The organism is Ornithinibacter aureus (assembly GCF_009858245.1).
Classification (GTDB): Bacteria; Actinomycetota; Actinomycetes; order Actinomycetales; family Dermatophilaceae; genus Fodinibacter; species Fodinibacter aureus.
In genome coordinates this window covers 1,724,137-1,741,202 of sequence record NZ_VMSB01000001.1, presented here as the reverse complement: position 1 = coordinate 1,741,202, position 17,066 = coordinate 1,724,137, and the positions used below count along the sequence as shown (strand labels likewise).

At 69.9% G+C, this 17,066-nt stretch carries 15 protein-coding genes and 1 pseudogene; 15 read left to right on the top strand and 1 reads right to left on the bottom strand.

Annotated features, from left to right (window positions below):
* Window positions 1-148 precede the first annotated feature (148 nt).
* The 12 genes from C8E84_RS08205 (at window position 149) to C8E84_RS08150 (ending at window position 11,473) form a co-directional block, all read left to right on the top strand.
* Window positions 149-946 (top strand): hypothetical protein, encoded by a 798-nt coding sequence (locus C8E84_RS08205; RefSeq protein ID WP_159901141.1) that lies wholly within the window; start codon window positions 149-151, stop codon window positions 944-946.
* Complete coding sequence (locus C8E84_RS08200; protein WP_159901139.1) at window positions 943-1,242, top strand: hypothetical protein; 300 nt, start codon at window positions 943-945, stop codon at window positions 1,240-1,242. Before C8E84_RS08205 ends, C8E84_RS08200 begins: the two co-directional genes overlap by 4 nt.
* Window positions 1,242-2,045, top strand: a complete 804-nt coding sequence (locus tag C8E84_RS08195) for a hypothetical protein (RefSeq protein ID WP_159901137.1) — start codon at window positions 1,242-1,244, stop codon at window positions 2,043-2,045. The genes C8E84_RS08200 and C8E84_RS08195 overlap by 1 nt, the downstream gene beginning before the upstream one ends.
* 5 nt (window positions 2,046-2,050) lie before the next feature.
* Complete coding sequence (locus C8E84_RS08190; protein ID WP_159904627.1) at window positions 2,051-3,517, top strand: TrbL/VirB6 family protein; 1,467 nt, start codon at window positions 2,051-2,053, stop codon at window positions 3,515-3,517.
* 20 nt (window positions 3,518-3,537) lie between these two features.
* On the top strand, window positions 3,538-5,043 hold the full coding sequence (locus tag C8E84_RS08185; protein WP_159901135.1) for an SCO6880 family protein: 1,506 nt from the start codon (window positions 3,538-3,540) through the stop codon (window positions 5,041-5,043).
* A complete protein-coding gene (locus C8E84_RS08180; protein ID WP_159901133.1) occupies window positions 5,040-5,330 on the top strand; it encodes a hypothetical protein in 291 nt (96 codons plus the stop codon). Before C8E84_RS08185 ends, C8E84_RS08180 begins: the two co-directional genes overlap by 4 nt.
* Window positions 5,327-6,847: an ATP-binding protein gene (locus tag C8E84_RS08175; protein WP_159901131.1), complete on the top strand. Its 1,521-nt coding sequence runs from the start codon at window positions 5,327-5,329 to the stop codon at window positions 6,845-6,847. The genes C8E84_RS08180 and C8E84_RS08175 overlap by 4 nt, the downstream gene beginning before the upstream one ends.
* A 25-nt stretch (window positions 6,848-6,872) precedes the next feature.
* A complete protein-coding gene (locus tag C8E84_RS08170; protein WP_159901129.1) occupies window positions 6,873-8,435 on the top strand; it encodes a peptidoglycan DD-metalloendopeptidase family protein in 1,563 nt (520 codons plus the stop codon).
* Window positions 8,432-8,851 (top strand): hypothetical protein, encoded by a 420-nt coding sequence (locus C8E84_RS08165; RefSeq protein ID WP_159901127.1) that lies wholly within the window; start codon window positions 8,432-8,434, stop codon window positions 8,849-8,851. The genes C8E84_RS08170 and C8E84_RS08165 overlap by 4 nt, the downstream gene beginning before the upstream one ends.
* A gap of 80 nt (window positions 8,852-8,931) precedes the next feature.
* Entirely contained in the window at window positions 8,932-9,381 is a 450-nt protein-coding gene (locus tag C8E84_RS08160; RefSeq protein WP_159901125.1) for a hypothetical protein, read from the top strand.
* On the top strand, window positions 9,378-10,826 hold the full coding sequence (locus C8E84_RS08155) for a type IV secretory system conjugative DNA transfer family protein (RefSeq protein WP_159901123.1): 1,449 nt from the start codon (window positions 9,378-9,380) through the stop codon (window positions 10,824-10,826). The genes C8E84_RS08160 and C8E84_RS08155 overlap by 4 nt, the downstream gene beginning before the upstream one ends.
* The gene (locus tag C8E84_RS08150) at window positions 10,823-11,473 is read left to right on the top strand and encodes a hypothetical protein (RefSeq protein ID WP_159901121.1); all 651 of its coding nucleotides are present in this window, start codon (window positions 10,823-10,825) and stop codon (window positions 11,471-11,473) included. The genes C8E84_RS08155 and C8E84_RS08150 overlap by 4 nt, the downstream gene beginning before the upstream one ends.
* Here the strand turns inward: C8E84_RS08150 and C8E84_RS08145 are convergent.
* Window positions 11,470-12,377 (bottom strand): annotated as a pseudogene (locus C8E84_RS08145) (IS5 family transposase). The gene C8E84_RS08150 and the pseudogene C8E84_RS08145 sit on opposite strands and share 4 nt — an antisense overlap.
* 544 nt (window positions 12,378-12,921) lie before the next feature.
* On the opposite strand from C8E84_RS08145, the gene C8E84_RS08140 reads away from it, so the two are divergent.
* The 3 genes from C8E84_RS08140 to C8E84_RS08130 are packed head-to-tail and all read left to right on the top strand — an operon-like array spanning window position 12,922 to window position 17,064.
* The gene (locus tag C8E84_RS08140) at window positions 12,922-13,128 is read left to right on the top strand and encodes a helix-turn-helix domain-containing protein (protein ID WP_159901119.1); all 207 of its coding nucleotides are present in this window, start codon (window positions 12,922-12,924) and stop codon (window positions 13,126-13,128) included.
* Entirely contained in the window at window positions 13,128-16,388 is a 3,261-nt protein-coding gene (locus C8E84_RS08135) for a helicase-related protein (RefSeq protein ID WP_159901117.1), read from the top strand. The genes C8E84_RS08140 and C8E84_RS08135 overlap by 1 nt, the downstream gene beginning before the upstream one ends.
* Window positions 16,381-17,064 (top strand): DUF4391 domain-containing protein, encoded by a 684-nt coding sequence (locus C8E84_RS08130; protein ID WP_159901115.1) that lies wholly within the window; start codon window positions 16,381-16,383, stop codon window positions 17,062-17,064. The genes C8E84_RS08135 and C8E84_RS08130 overlap by 8 nt, the downstream gene beginning before the upstream one ends.
* Window positions 17,065-17,066: the final 2 nt, after the last annotated feature.

The window sequence follows — 17,066 nt, the reverse complement described above, 5'->3', positions numbered from 1 at the left end:
CCCGGCTGGCCGCTGTGGGCCACGAGGACGACCTCGCCCGACTCCCGGGCCTCGGGCCGACCGCAGCGGTGGCCCGCCGCGTCTCGCCGGATCGGCCTGCCGCACCGGTCCGTGTTCGTGGCCAGTGCTCTCCGTCGAGGGAGCGGTCATGACCGCGGTCACCAGCACCCGCCCGGTGGGCGTCGACGAGCTGAAACGGGCCTACCGGGCGGTGCAGGCGGGTACGTTCCGCCGCGGCCACCACCCGAACGTCCGAAGCCCTCGGTGGTCGCCAACTGGCCCGGTGCTCGCCGTGGTGGGCGCCTGCTCCGGATCCGGCGCCTCCACCCTGGCCCTGGCGTTGGGGACCGCGGCCGAGACGGCCCGCGTGGTCGAGTGCTCCACCCCAACGGCAGCCGGCCTGACCGCGGCAGCCACCGCCGAGCTGGGTCGCGACCCGGGCGGCTGGGTCCGCGGCACCCGCGACGCCGTGCTCATCGAGCGTCCCGCGGACACCCTGGGTGGGCCCCACGAGGTGCCCCATCCGTGCCCGAGCGGCGACCCCACCCTTGTGGTGGTCGACGTCGCCTGGGAGCTGGGCACGGTACTCGCCGGGCACGGGTGGCTCACCGATCTCCTCGAGGGCCCGGGTCCCGTCGTGGTGACCGCACCGGCGACGGTGCCCGGCCTGCGCCGGCTGGACGCCGCGCTGGCAATGCTCGAGCACGCCCACCCCGTGGTCGCGCTCATGGGACCGCGCCGCCGCGCCTTGCCCCGGCCGGTGACCAGCGCCTTGACCGCGCTGTGCCGAACTCACGTCCTCACAGGGCGCGTCGTCCACGTCCCCGCCGACACCCGCTTGCGAACGCGGGGCGTCGACTCCACCCCGCTGCCCCCGGCCCTTCTCCGCGCCGCGACCGAGCTCCTGACCCTCACTGACCTGACCCGAAGGGACCACACGTCATGACCACCACTGCCTCAAACACGTTGGCGGGCCTCGCCGCGCAGATCTGCCCGGTCGCCCCACCCGGTGCTCAGCAGTACGCCGACCAGCTCATGGGCTACCTGCTGTGGGGCGTCGGGCTGCTGTTCATCCTCGGGGTGGTCGTGGGCATCGGCGCGATCGTCGGGGGACGCGCGTTCTCCATGCCGCACGCGTCCAAGGCGGGCGTCGTCGGGATCGTCCTGGTGTTCGCGGCGATCATCGGCTACCTCGTCCTGCCCGGGATCGTGCGGGCGATGACCGGGTCCGGGTGCGTCTGATGACCACCATCCAGCAGGCTCCCGGGTGGGGGCGCCGGCGGCTGCTCGTCGCCCTGACCGGGGCGGCGCTGCTGGCGGCGGCCCTGCTCGCCGGGCTGGCCTACGTCCTCGTCGACGCCGTCACCGACCAAGCCCCCGCAAACCCCGTACTGGTCTCCTCAACGGCTTCTCCGGCGTCAGGACTGGGTTGGCGCGACCAGGTCGCCGCCGCGCCGATGCTCCGGGTCGATCCGGCCGCCGCCCGGGAAGGGACCCCGGCCGCGACCCCGGGCCGGGCCATCGTCGTCCCGCCGGCGACCCGTGAAGGACCGGCCGGGGTCCCCACGGGGTACCCGCGCACCAGCGCCGGGGCGGTTGGGCAGCTCGCCGCGATCGACACCACCGTGCTGACCGGCATGTCCCTGGAGCGGACCTGGCAGGTCCACCGGGGGTGGGCGCTGCCCGGCGCCTCGCACGTGGGGCAGTGGGTGATGACCGAGAACGTGCGAGCGTTCCTGGCGGCGGCCGGACCCGCAGCACCGGCCGGGGCACCCGCCGCGGTGGTGGCCATCCCTGCGGGCGGGCAGGTCAAGGGAACTGACGGGCCGAACTGGGTGGTGGCGTGCGTGCTGCTGCGGGTGGACGCCACGATCGCCCGCACCGCCTCGATCGCGTACGGGCACTGCGAACGGATGCAGTGGCACGAGGGGCGGTGGCAGATCGCCCCCGGTACCCAGCCAGCGACCGCCCCGTCGACGTGGCCGGGCACTGAACTGGCCGCTTCGGCTGGGTGGCTGGCCTGGGCCGAGACGGGGCAGCCGTGAACACCATGCCCGTGACCGTCAGTGCTGTCCCCGTCGTGGTGCCGGGGGAGGGCTGGGGTCACCTCGTCAACCCGTTCACCGCCCTTGGCAACGCCGCCGGCAAGGTCGCCGCCGACGCCTGGACCGCCGCGATGCTCTCGTTCTGGAACGCCGGGCTGTGGTTCCTCCAGCTGGTGCTGGGGTTCATCGACACCTTTCTCACCCCCGACCTTCGCGAGTCCGGACCGGTGGGCGCCACCTACCGGACCACGTTCTGGGTCGCGGTCACCCTGGTGGTCGCCCTGACCGTGGTGCAGTCCGGGGTAGCGGCGTTCCGCCGTGACGGCCGGTCCGTGGCGCGGCTGCTGGTCGGGTCGGCCCAGTTCGTCATGGTCTGGGCCGCCTGGGTCTCCTACGTGCTGGTGCTGCTGTACGCCTGCTCCGGCCTGACCAAGGCGATCATGGCGGCCACGATGGGCGTCGACACCTGGGTGGCGTGGCAGCCCTGGGGCGAGGTCTCCGTTGAGGACCTCAGCGACGGCACCCTGGCCACCGTGCTCGGGGTGATGGGGTTCGTGGTGTTGTTCGCCGCGATCGGTCACCTGGTCGTCATGCTCACCCGCGCCGCGGCCTTGGTGGTTCTGACCGCGACCGCCCCGATCGCCGCGGCAGGTCTGGTCTCCGAGGTCGGGCAGTCCTGGTTCTGGAAGAGCGTGCGCTGGACCCACGCCGCCGCGTTCACCCCACCGCTCATGGCGCTGGTCATCGGCGCCGGCACCCAGCTCACCACCGCCGTCGTCACCGACGAGAGCGCGTCCCTGTCGTCAGCGATCGGCACCGCCGTGCCCGGGGTGATGCTGCTCCTGGTCTCCACGTTCGCGCCGCTGAGCCTGTTCAAGCTCCTCGCGTTCGTCGACCCCGGCACCAGCTCCGGCGCCGCGATGCGCTCCGGGATGGCCGCCGTCGGCGGTGTCCAGGGCCTCCTCGGCGGCGGAGCAGCCGCCACCGGGGGCGGGAGCGGTGCCGCGTCAAGTACGGACAGCACCGGCCGCGCCAGCGGCGAGTCCACCGGCGAGGACGCCACCGGCGCCCGCTTCGCCCACTCCATGGGAGGCCTGCTCGGCGCCGTCGCCGGCCCGGTCGGCGCCGCCGCCTCCACCGCCCTGAGCGCAGCCGCCTCGATCGGCACCACCGGCGCCGCCGTCACCGCCGACACGACCAACCTGATGGGCGTCGGCCACAACACGTATGTCCCCGACTTCACCAGCTCCCGCCGCGGCAGCGGTCAGGGACCAGCCGACAGCACCGCCCCCGACGTGCGCGGCGACACCCCCGGCGCCGGCACCCCAACCAGCACGACACCGCCGGTGCCGTCGGCGGCCCCTGCGGCCGGCGCGTCGCCCGCAGCCGCCAGTGGCGCTGGTGGTGGTGGTGCGGGGGCCGCCGCTGGTGCTGGTGGTGCGGCTGCCGCCGTCCCGATCGTCCCCGTCTGACCCTTTGGAGGTCCACGCTCATGAGCCACGTCTACGCCGACTACACCAAGGCCCGGATCGGGTTCTTCTTCGGCCTCACCGCCTGGCAGCTCGCCGCCGTCACCCTTGGGGGTCTGCCGGTGCTGTGGAACGCCAGCCGCGGCGCGTGGGTGCCCGCGGGCGCATGCCTGCTCGCCTGGGCGCTGCTCACCGTGCTGGTGATCACCCCGGTGCGGGGCCGCTCAGCCACCGGCTGGTTGCTCGCCGTGGCCGCCCACACCGCCGGCAGCATCACCGGCTGGGCTCGGTTCACCTCGAATGCCGCCCGTGGGGCCGCTGACGACCTGGACGTTGCCGACCTGCCCGGGGTCCTGGCCGGGGTGCAGGTTCACGACGCACCCCCGACCGGGCCCGACCAGCGCCGGGTCGCGCTCATCCAGGACCACGCCGCCCGGACCTGGGCGGTCACCGCTGCGGCGGTCCACCCCGGCATCGGGATGGCCGGGCCGGCCGAGCGCGACCGGTACGGCGACGGGCTGCCCGCGCTGCTCGAGGCCGCGGCCCGCACCGAGCTCATCGACGAGATCATCGTCATGGTCCGCACCGTCCCTGACGACGGCGCCGAACGCGACCAGTGGATCACCCGGCACCGCCGCGCCGGCGCACCCCGGGCGGCCCGGGCCGTCAACGACGACCTGCAGACCACCCTGACGTCCGCGTCAGTGCGCACCGAGGTCTTCGTCACCGTTGTCGTGCCCGAGTCTCGCCTCGCCAAGGAAGCCCGCCAGTCCGGGGGCGGGTTCGAGGGCCGCGCCCGCGTTCTGGCTGCCCTGACTTCCGAGGTGGAGGCGCACCTGCGCGGCGGGCTCGGCATGACCTCGGTGTCCTGGCTGACCTCCCCGGAGCTGGCCGCGGCCTGCCGGACCGGGTTCGCGCCGGGGGACCGGGTCGGGATCATCGACGCCCTCGCCGCGGCCACCACCGACCCCGGCGTCAACACCGACGTGCCGTGGGCGATGGCCGGACCGTCCGGCGCCAGCGCCGTGGTGCGGCACTACCGCCACGACGCGTGGAACTCGATCTCGGCCACGCTCAAGCTCCCCGTCAAGGGCGCGGTCATGGGCGCCCTGGCGCCGGTGCTGATCCCGGGGGCGGGGGAGCGGCGCTCCTTCATGGTCGCCTACCCGATCATCACCGGCCGCGACGCCAACCGGCAGAGCTCGAACTCGCAGTGGAAGGCCGACATGGCCGACGGGCTGCGCGACAAAGCCAAGATGAGACAGCGCACGGCCTCCGCCGACGAGGCCGACAAGGTCCGCGGCCTGGACCGCAAGCTCGCCCGCGGCAACGCCCTGACCCGCCCATACGCCGTGTGCACCGTCACCGTGCCCACGACCGCAAGGGTCGCCGAGCACGGCCGACGCCTCGACGCCGCGATCCGCTCCGCCGGGTTCGCCCCCCTGCGCCTGGACCTGTCCCAAGACGCCGCGTTCGCCGCCTCGAGCATCCCGCTGGGAACCTCGCTCACCCGAAAGGGGGCATCATGACCACCTACCCGCACCGGTACGGCGACACCGACCGCGCCGTGGAGCACTACGCCACCGCCTGCGTGGCCTCCGCGAAGATCCTGAGCAGCGCAGGACTGCCCGACCAGGCAGCCGACCTCCAAGCCGAAGCCGAACGCGCCCGCGCCCAGACCCACCCAGACCACCCCGACTACCCCGAACTGCCGGGCCACGCGGTCGACCGGCCTGCGCTCGACCGAGACGACCTCGCCCTGTCCGACCCCGACCTGTTCGACGCTGACGGCCAGGTCCCGAGGTGGTGGCGATGACCCGCCCCCGCCGTAGCCGTCCGGGCCGCGACGTGGGCCGGCTGCTCGCCGACTTCGGCCACGACCTACCCGCCGCGGCAGTCGAGCCCGCCCGGGCCAAGGAGGCCCGGCTGTTCACCCGCGCCTCACGCCGCGGGCCACGCCGGGCCGGCCGCGGCTGGGCCGCGTCACCGGCTGCGCCAGTGTCGTCCTGGCGGATGACGAGCGACCAGGCGCCGGTGCTGTGGCCACTGATCGCCACCCCCGGCCTGCCCCCCACCGGTGCGCAGATGGGCATCGACGTCCTGTCCGGCGGGTCGTTCTACGCCGACCCGTTCGGGTGGGTCCTGCGCGACGACGTCCCGGTCACCAACCCCAACGTCATGTGCTTCGGCAAACCCGGCCGGGGCAAGTCCGCCACCACCAAGGCGTTCCTGCTGCGGATGATGGACTTCGGGTACCGCGCCCTGGTCCTGGGCGACCCCAAGGACGAGTACGAACCGCTGTGCACCTTCTTCGGGGTCGACCCGATCCGCATCGGCCCCGGCCTGCCCGCCCGGATCAACCCGCTGTCGTTCGGGCCCCTGGCCGCCGGGTGGGACACCCTGGACCGCCACGGCGCGCACACCCGCTCCGGGATCGTCTTCGGGCGCTGGCTCACCCTGATCCGCGGGCTGGTCGGCTCCCAACGCATCGGTGCCACCCCGGTGCCGTTCGGGCCCGTGGAGGAGCAGGTCGTCAAGGCCGCCCTGCGCGACCTCACCGGGTACGCCACCGGCGCCACCCGACTGGCCGAGACCACCATCCCCGCCCTGTGGCACCAGCTGACCACCCCCACACCGCAGCTCATCGAGGAGTGCCGGTACGCCAGCGCCAGGCAGTTCCTCGACGAGACCCGGCTGCTGCGCGACGCCCTCGGGCAGCTCGTCGACGGGGCGCTGGCCGGACTGTTCGACGCCCACACCACCATCGACGTCGACTGGGACGCCCCCATCGCCTCGTTGTCCCTGTCCCGGTTGATGCCGCTCGGGGACGAGGCCGTCGGCATCGCCCTGACCTGCCTGTCCTCCTGGGGACGGGGGATGCGCGAGAACGCGACACCGGGGGACCTGCGGATCAACGTGCGCGACGAGGTGTGGAAACAGATGCGCCTGGGCCCCGAGGCGGTGAAGTCCTTCGACCAGGACCTTCGCCTGTCCCGAGCCGCCGGTGACATCCAGTGGGTCAACGCCCACAAACCCGCAGACCTGCTCTCCGTCGGCGACGCCGGCTCCCAAGCCGTCACCATCGCCAAGGACCTGCTGCACCTGACCGACGTCAAGATCCTCCACGGCCAGGACCACGGCGTCGCCGCCGACCTCGAAGACCTCCTCGGCCTGGGGCCGATCGCCCGCGACGTCGTCACCCGGTGGGCCATGCAGGGCAAGGGACGCGCCCTGTGGTGCGTCGGGGACCAGCAGTACAAGGTCCAAACCGTCCTGCACCCCCTCGAGGCGGCCCTGACGTTCACCAACGACGCCATCACCGGCGCCGCCTGAACCAGGAAGAAGGAAGGAGGCGAGCATGGGCAGCAGCAGCAGCAGCAGCAGCAGCAGTCGGGTCGGGTGGGTCATCGCCGCCCTGGCCGCCGCCCTGCTCGCGGGGCCGTTAGGGGCCGCGGTCGTCCTGACCGCGGTCATCACCCCGGCCGTCGCCGAGCAGCAGCGCCTGGACTGCGCGACCACCGTGGCGGCCAGCGGGCCCTGGCGGCCACCGTTCCAGCAGGCGTACGTGCGCACCTCGGTGTTCGGGATGCGGTTCCACCCGATCCACCACGAGTGGAGGCTGCACGCCGGGGTCGACCTGGTCGCCCTCCCCGGGCCCGGACCGGTCGTCGCCGCAGCCTCGGGCACGGTCACCGCCGCCGGGGACCGCGGCGGGTACGGCAACGCCGTCGACATCGACCACGGCGCCGGCATCGTCTCCCGGTACGCCCACCTCGCCCGCCTCAACACCACCATCACCGTCGGAACCGCTGTGACCGCCGGGCAGGTCCTGGGCGTCGAAGGGTCCACCGGGACCTCCACCGGCAACCACCTCCACTTCGAGATCCTCATCAACGGCGCCCCGGTCGACCCGGTGGCCTTCATGGCTGAGCGCGGTGCACCCCTGGACGGACGCGCCGTCACACCCACCCCCACCGCTCCGGTGCCGGCGGGGGTGGAGGGCGGGATCGGGTTCGACCTGCCCCCGGCGGGCACCCCGCGCCTGAACTCCCTGCACACCCCTCCCGCCCCCATCCCGGCCACGGTCAAGGCCCTCTACGTTGCGGCGGGGAGCAGGTACCAGCTGCCGTGGACCCTGCTCGCCGGGATCGGGATGGAAGAGACCGCCCACGGACGCACGACCGCCACCTCAAGCGCCGGGGCGCGAGGACTGATGCAGTTCATGCCCGCCACGTTCGCCGCGTACGGCGTCGACGGCGACGGCGACGGCCGCGCCGTCATCACCAGCGACGCCGACAGCGTGTTCTCGGCGGCGAACTACCTCACCCGGTCCGGGGTCACCAGGGGCCAGGCCGGGGTCCGGCGGGCGCTGTTCGCGTACAACCACGCTACCTGGTACGTCAACGACGTCCTTTACTACGCCCACGCCTACGGCGGCGGGCTTGTCCTGGGCGACCCGACGAGCTGCGCTGGCGGGCAGGGCGACCCGAGCGCGACACCGCTGCCGGCCGACCGGGTCGCCGCCGTGCTGGCCTGGGCCGGGCAGCAGGCCGGGGAACCGTATGTGTACGGCGCGAACGGCCCGAACGCGTGGGACTGTTCGTCCTTCACCCAGGCCGCCTACCGGCAGGCCGGTGTGTCCATGCCGCGCACGGCCGGTGCCCAACGCGACTGGCTCGCCGCCGGGGCCGGCACCCGGATCGCACCCGGGCAGGAACGCCCCGGCGACCTGATCTTCTGGGACAGCTACCTCGGTCCCAACGCCATCGGGCACGTCGTCATCGTCAAAGACCCCACGACCAGGACGACGGTCGAGGCCAAGAGGACCCGAGCCGGGGTGGGCACCTTTACCTACCGCTACACCGGCCACTCCATCTTCGAGATCTGGCGGCCCGCCACCCCCACCGGGAGCACCCGATGACGACCACGCCGGAACGTCGCGAGCTGGACATCGTTGCCCTCGTCCGGCGTGACGTCGGAAGGGCCGTCCGTGACGCCGCCGACCACACCCCCTCTCCGTACTTCGCGCACGGGCGACTCGACGGCGCCCTGACCCCGTTGCGGCAGAAGCTCGCCCTGCTCGCTCAGGGGCGACCTGACCTGCACGGCAGGGTCGCAGACCACTTCGACGTGACCGACCCCCCCGATGGCGTCGCCGCAGCCGTGACCCGGTACGCGCAAGCCCTGCTCGAGCGACGGCTGCAGCAGACCCCGCCGCCAACAGGGCCCACCATCCTCGACCCGGCTCAAGAGCCAGACCCGCACCCCGCCCGCGGAGCGCGCCACCGTGCCCCACCGCGACCGGCAGCGACACCCCCGCCCGGGAGGTCCCGATGACCACCCAGCCCCCTTGACCGCGAGACCCCACAACCGATCGACCTCGGTCACGCACTCAACTCAGGAGAGGACGCAGAACCATGCAGCAGTCACGACGCACCACCCCCTACCCGTACACCTGGGAGATCCCGCTCACCGCAACCATCACCGTGGTCCTCACCCTCGTCCTCGCCGCGCACACCGCCCGCACCATGGCCAACGTGTTCGCCGGCGCCGGCTGGGACTTCACCCCCCACGCCGCCCTGTTCACCGCACTGCCGGGCATCCTCGACGGTGACGCCCGAGCCGGCCTGGACCCCGGGGCCTCGGCCTCGCCCGCGCTGCTCTACACGTGCCTGGTGCTCGTCGAGGTCGTCACGGTGATCCTCATCGTGTGGGCCGTCATCGCCGGGATGCGCCAGTGGGGCCCGGCACGGGTTCGTGGCATGGCCAGCCGCGCCGAAGCCGACACCCTCCTCGGCGTCGGACGCCTGCGAAAGGTCGCGCCCGTGGTTCGCCCCGACCTGCACGGCAAGGGAGATCGGCGATGACCCGCTTCGACCCTTGCCAGGTCGGGTGGCGCCTCGGGAAGGCGCACGAACCCCGCGGTGGGGACCTGTGGGTGCCCTGGGACCGCACCGCCGGCGTCATCGGCCCCCAAGGCTCCGGCAAGACCCTGGACCTGCTCATCCCCGCCCTGCTCGCAGCCCCCGGAGCCGCCCTGGTCACCCTCACCAAAGCGGATGACCTGCTGCTGTCCATCGGGCACCGCTCCACCAATGACCGCCCGTGCGTCGTGCTCGACCCGTTCGGGCTCGCACCCGGCCTACCCGAGCTCGTGTGGGACCCCATCTCCGGCTGCGTGGACCCCATGGTCGCCGAGAAACGCGCCAAGGCCTTCACAGCCGGCACCGTCTCAGGTGCCGGCGCCCGCGGCCAAGGCGACGACGCCGCCCGGTTCTACGCCGCCGAAGCCGCCAAGGTCATCCAGGGCTACTTCCACGCCGCAGCGCTGACCGGCCGCAGCTTGGACGACGTGCTGCGCTGGGTCGCCAACCCCGTCGCCGCCGTGGAGCCGACCGAGATCCTGCGCGAGCACCCGCACGCCGCACCGTTCTGGCACGGACTCCTCCACGGGGCGCTGCGGGGGGACGACCGCACCGCCGGCAACACCATCACCACCGTCCAACAAGCCCTGGCCCTGTTCTTCCAGGAAGAGATCCGCCGTCGCTGCGTCCCCGGCCCGGGACGCCCGGCGACGGACATCGCCGACGTCATCAAGTGCGGGGGCACGATCTACCTGCTCGGCCGGGAGAGCCCGTACGAGTCCGCGTCACCGCTGATGACCGCCGTCGCCGAACACGTCCTCGACACCGCGCTGACCCTCGCGACCCGGTCCCGGTGGGGGCGGATGTGCCCGCCGATGCTCGCTTGCCTGGACGAGCTGCCCTCCACCGCACCGCTACCGACCCTGCAGACCAGGATGGCCAACGAACGCGCTCTCGGGATCTCGTTCATCTGGGCCGCCCAAACTCGGGCCCAGCTCACCCAGATCTTCGGTGAGCACCAAGCCCGCGCTGTCCTGGGCCTGACCAACACCCTGGTCCTGTTCGGCGGGTCCAAGGACGTCGCGTTCAACCAGGAGATCTCCGACCTCCTCGGCCCCGTGCGCGTTGCCCGCACCACGTGGCAGTCCGGCCGGTCCCAACGCTCCGTCACCGGTGAGGACATCCCCATCCTCACCGGCGCCGAAGTCCGCCAGCTCACCGAACGCCACGCCTTGGTCGTCGCCGAGAACAGCAAACCCCTCATCGCCAAACTCACCCGCTGCATCGACGGCAAACCCGGACGCGCCCTGCTCGACGCCCAACGACAGACCCGGGACCGGCTCGCCGCCACCCAGGACACGCAGATCGCCCCTCAGGCGCGCGCCACCGCAGCCCTCGTCGAAGCCCGCCGCCACGGACTAGGCAACGACCCAGGAGGCAAGCCATGAGCACCGAACCCACACCCGGCCAGCAGCCGCGACCGCTGGCCCGACCGTTTCCTCGCCCTGGACGGCTCGTCGACCACGCCTACTGGGAGCTGAACATCGCCGCGACCGGCACCCCCGAACAGGTCAAGGCCCTCGGCGACCTCCGCAGACTCCCCAGACCCTGGGACCCACCCACCTGCACCCACCCCGACCTACGCCTCGAGCTCTGGGTCTGGCTCGACGACGTCGTCACCTGGATCAACCACGAGCACATCTGGGACACCGAGGCATTCCTCCCCAGCTGCTGGCCCGAACACCCACACCTCGTGCACGACCTCGCCGTCCTCGCCGACCAACGACGACGCGCCGGCATGGCCAACACCAGCGACGCCCTCGAGGACTGGCACCGGTACGCCCTGCCCGCTTTCCTCGACCGCATGAAGGACCGACTCAAGTCCCACTGCGAAAACGGACACCAGCCCTGGCCGTCAGCCAGTCGCCACGCCCGCCACAGCAGCGACCCCCACCGCCGTCAGCGAATCCGGACCTACAAGAACGATGCCGGGCTCCTCAGTCCTGAACCCGGCGCCAACCCGCCGTCTAGCCCTCATCTGACAATCGTGCACGGTGACGTACTCGACAGCGGCACCGGCGAAGTCCTCGACTAGGGCGTGTCTCCTAACGCGTCGAGCCAGATCAGGACGGCGCGTAGGAGAGCTCCGGCTCGGTAGGTCAGGGCGAGCTTGTCGTAGCGGGTGGCCAGGGCCCGCCACTGCTTGAAGGTGTTGAAGCTGCGTTCGACGACGTTGCGGTTCTTGTACCGCTGCGTGTCGAACGCGGGAGGTCGCCCGCCCTTGGCGCCGCGGCGTGTGCGGTTCGCCTTCTGGTCTTGGGGTTCGGCGATGACGGCGGTGATGCCCCGCCGGCGGAGCAGGGCACGGTGGCCGCGGCTGGAGTAGGCCTTGTCACCCAACACCGCGTCGGGGGTGGTGCGGGGACGCCCGCGGCCGCGGCGGTGCACACGCAGCGCGTCCAGCAGGTGCGAGAACATCCGCGAGTCGCTGCCCTGCCCCGGGCCGAGCAGCACCACCAGCGGCCGGCCGTTGCCGTCGCACAGCTGGTGGATCTTGGTCGACAAGCCTCCACGGGAGCGGCCGACGGCGTGGTCAGGCGGCTCCTCGCCCAGATTCTTGTAGTTCGGTAGGTCCCCCTGTGACCTGCTGCGCTCGGGGCAGGTTCGTGCCGTGCTGATGCGCACGGGTGACGGTGGAGTCCACGCTGACCTGCCAGTCGATCAGCCCGGCAGCATCCGCGTCGGCCAACAACTCGGCCAAGACCCGGTCCCAGGTGCCGTCCCCAGCCAAGCGACGGTTGCCGCTTCCACACCGTCTGCCACGGACCGAACTCCGCCGGCACGTCACGCCAGGCGATCCCGGTGCGGTATCGGTAGATGATCCCCTCGACCACCTGCCGGTGATCACGAAAAGGCCTGCCCTGCTTGCCATCCGAAGACGGCATCAGCGGCGAGATCAGTTCCCACTGCGCGTCGGTCAACACTCGGGTTCGAGACATGGGCCCAACAATCACCGACGACCACGCTCAACTTATGGAGACACGCCCTAGCGCAGAGAGCGAGGGCCCAGGGTTCGACACAACCCTCGCAGCCCGCGGGTCAGCGACGAACCCACAACCTACGGAGTGCTGAGCAGTCGTGCTGAACGGGGAGTTCTACGCCTCTGACCCGCGACCATGCCCTCCGCGCGTGGTGGTTGTCTGTGGGGCTTCGCAACCTGATGTGACCCCACATGTGTCCCCACTGTCAGGCGCCGGCCCCACTGACTAGTCCGGATCTAATACCGAGTCCTCCGGCGGTCGTGGGACCGTCACCTTCACAGGGCCTCGCCACGAGGCAATTGCCATGCGCATCTCCTCGTCGAGCTCACGATGGTCGGCAGGGCGTAGATCCACGGGCGTCACGGAAGGTTTCGGAGGTGACGGTCAACCTCGGTGGGTTGAGGTTCGTCTGGCCCCAATCGTCGAGCGACCAGGGCCTGAACCCGCAAGGATCGGGTGAAACCGGCAATAGCCCATATGACTTGGCACTAACGTGCACAGCGTGACCGAACCCTGGGTGTCTGCCGACGTGATCGCCGCGCATCTGGGTGTCACGAAGGACAGCATCTATACCTGGATCGCCAAGAAGGACATGCCGGCCCACCGCGTCGGCCGTCTCTGGAAGTTCCAGGTCACTGAGGTCGACGACTGGGTGCGCAACAGCGGTGCAGACGAGACGTCGAGGCCCTCCACGAAGGAGGCCCGCTGATGGAGATCATCGACAACCTCAACAAGCTTCTCGGCGACGACCTCAAGGTCACGCTCACCCGCGGCTCCAAGCTCCGCATCGCCGCCTCAACCTTCTCGATCTACGCCTTCGAGGCGCTCCGCAAGGAGCTGGAAGGCGTCGAGGAGCTGGAGTTCATCTTCACCGCTCCGACGTTCGTGGCCAGCCAGGCAACGGACAAGGTGAAGAGGGAGCGTAGGGAGTTCTACATCCCGCGGACCAAACATGAGTCGAGCCTGTACGGCTCCGAGTTCGAGATCCGGCTGCGCAACAAGCTGACCCAGCGGGCGATTGCCCGGGAGTGTGCGGACTGGATCAAGCGCAAAGTCACCTTCAAGTCCAACAAGACCGGCGCGCCCATGCAGCAGTTCGCCGTCGTCGACGACCGCGCCGCCTACATGCCGCTCCAGGGCTTCACGTCAGCCGACCTCGGCTACGAACGCGGCGACGCGGTCTCCAACCTGGTCAACAAGCTCGACGAAGCTCCGCTCGCGTCTGCCTACCTCCAAACTTTCAATCAGATTTGGTCCAGCCCTCAGCAGGTCGAGGACGTCACCCAGCTCGTCTACGAGCACATCGCGAGCGTCTACGCCGAGAACAGCCCCGAGCGGATTTACTTCCTGATCCTCTACAACCTGTTCTCGGAGTTCCTCGAGGACATCAGCGAGGACGTCCTGCCCGACGACCTGACCGGGTGGCGCGACTCGGAGATCTGGAAGAAGCTCTACAACTTCCAGCGCGACGCCGCGGTCGGCATCATCAACAAGCTGGAGACCTACAACGGCTGCATCCTCGCCGACAGCGTCGGCCTCGGGAAGACGTTCACCGCGCTCGCGGTCATCAAGTACTACGAGAGCCGCAACAAGTCGGTCCTGGTGCTCGCGCCCAAGAAGCTCGAAGACAACTGGACCACCTACAACAGCCCGTACGTCACCAACCCGTTCTCGTCAGACCGCTTCAGCTACCACGTCCTCGCCCACACCGATCTGTCCCGTGACAGGGGGTACTCCGGTCAGCTCGACCTGAGCAAGGTGAACTGGGGCAACTTCAACCTCGTCGTGATCGACGAGTCCCACAACTTCCGCAACGCCGACTACTCCGAGGACAGGGAGAGCCGCTACCAGCGGCTCATGCGCAAGGTCATCCAGAGCGGCGTGAAGACCAAGGTCCTCATGCTGTCGGCCACGCCCGTCAACAACCGCTTCAACGACCTGAAGAACCAGCTCCAGCTCGCCTATGAAGGCGAGTCGGAGCAACTCGCGGCCAAGCTCGACATCAACACGTCGATCGAGCAGGTCTTCCGCGAGGCCCAGGTCGCCTTCAAGAAGTGGTCCGAGCTCCCCGCCGAGGAACGCACCACGGACACGATCCTGCGCATGCTCGACTTCGACTTCTTCGAGCTGCTCGACGCAGTCACCATCGCCCGCTCCCGCAAGCACATCCAGTCGTTCTACGACACCGCTGACATCGGCGCCTTCCCCAGCCGACTCCAGCCAGAGTCGATCCGCGAGCCGCTCACCGACCTGCCGCAGGCGCCGACGTTCAACGAGATATTCGAGCAGCTCCAGGTCCTCAACCTCGCCGTCTACACCCCGCTGTCCTACGTCTTCCCCAGCAAGATGCAGAAGTACGTCGACATGTACGCCATCCAAGGGGGCACCGCCCGCGGCAACCTCGGCATGACCGGCCGAGAGCAGGGCCTCAAGACCCTGATGACGGTCAACCTCCTTAAACGCCTGGAGAGCTCGGTCGAGGCGTTCCGCATCACCCTTCGCAAGGTCGAGGCCGCCATCGACAACGCGCTCCAAGACCTGGACGACATGGATGCCAAGATCGCCGACCTCGGCGCCGCCTTCGGTGATATCGAGGCCGATGACGACGACTTCGAGGTGCCCACCGCACCATCAGTCGGCAAGAGGTACCAGATCGACCTCGACGACATGGACACCGTCTCGTGGCGCAACGACCTGTGGCACGACCGCGAGACCATCCGCGAGCTCGTCGAGGCAATGGATCTCATCACCCCAGAGAACGACCGCAAGCTCCAACGGCTCCAACAAGTCATCACGGGCAAAGTCGCGAGTCCGCTCAACGGCGGCAACAAGAAGGTGCTGCTCTTCTCGGCCTTCGCCGACACCGCGCGCTACCTCTACACCAATCTGGAGCAGACCGTCCACGCCGACAACTCTCTCCACCTCGGGCTCGTCACCGGCGCAACTCGCCCCAAGACGACCCTGGGCGACGGCTTCGACTTCCAGAAGCTGTTGACGTTCTTCTCCCCCGGCTCCAAGGACAAGGCGGTCGTCTTCCCCGACGAGCCCGGCGAGATCGACCTGCTGATCGGCACCGATTGCATTTCGGAGGGCCAGAACCTTCAGGACTGCGACTACGTCGTCAACTACGACATCCACTGGAACCCGGTCCGGATCATCCAGCGCTTCGGCCGAGTCGACCGCATCGGGTCAAAGAACTCCGTGATCCAGATGGTCAACTTCTGGCCCGACATTAGCCTTGATGAGTACATCAACCTCAAGGACCGAGTCGAAAACCGGATGGTGATCGCCGACCTCGCGGCCACCGCCGATGACAACCTCCTCACCCAAGAGTCCAACGACACCAAGTTCCGCAAAGAGCAGCTCCGCCGCCTCCAAGACGAGGTGATCGAGCTCGAGGACGTCCGCACAGGCGTCTCGATCACCGACCTCGGGCTCAACGACTTCCGCATGGACCTGCTCAAGTACATGGAGCAGTACGGTGACCTCGCTTCCTCACCCAAAGGGCTCCACGCGGCCGTCCCTGCCGATCCCGAGCGTGGGCTGCGCCCCGGCGTGATCTTCGCGCTGCGCAGCGTCGATGAGCAGGCGAAGATCAACCGCCACAACCGCCTTCACCCGCACTACCTGATCTACCTCAGCGACGACGGCACCGTCGTCACCGACCACACCGAGGTCAAGCAGCTCCTCGACCTGATCCGCGCGAGCTGCCAGGGCGCGCACGAGCCGATCCCCGCCGCCTACCACGTGTTCAACCAGCGCACGAACGAAGGCGCCGAGATGGGCGCCTACTCCAACCTGCTCAACGAGGCCATCAGCTCCCTCATCGACGTCACCGAGCAGCGCGACATCGACAGTCTCTTCTCCGGCACGAAGACCACCGCCCTGCAACAGAACTTCGAAGGGCTCGATGACTTCGAGCTGATCGCCTTCCTCGTCATCGTCGTGCCCGGGGCGACAGATGGCTGACCTGATCCAGTGGCCCGAGACCGCGAAGGTCGACCGGGTCATCCCCAAGGAGCGCCTGTACGCCGAGGCCAGCGCGGGCACTGCCCTCAAGCAGCGGTTCGTCGGCGAGGTCCAGCGTGTCCGATGGGCCTACAAGCTCGGGAAGGAGTCGGTCCGTCTGGCTCCCGGCGAGGCCGTTACCGAGATACAGGTCTTCGTGCTTGACCTCAAAGGGTCCAGCCTCGACAACTCGGTGCTCGCCGCCATCGACAAGACCATCCCCAGCACGATCATCTTCGAACTGCACCGCGAGGACGGCCTCTGGGCCGAGCAGGCAATGGCCGCCGCCTACAAGCGTGCGGGCGGCAAGACCAAGGGCACCGACTACTTCCGCACCGGCTGGATCAGCATGGATCGGCCGCGCCTCCCGTTGCCCGTCGCCCTTGATATGGACGGTCTCTACGACCAGTTGCTCGGCCGTCTGCTCCCCCACCCCATCAGGCCCGTCGAGGAACTGTCGGACGCCCTCGACAGAATGGGACGCATCCGCGGGCTCACCCGCGAGATCTCCGCGCTGGAGAAGAAGCTCCGCACCGAACCCCAACTGAATCGCAAGTTCGAACTCCGCAAGCAGATTAAGGAACACGCCGAAGTGCTCACCGAGTTGACCGACCCCGCACCGACCAACAAGGAATGACC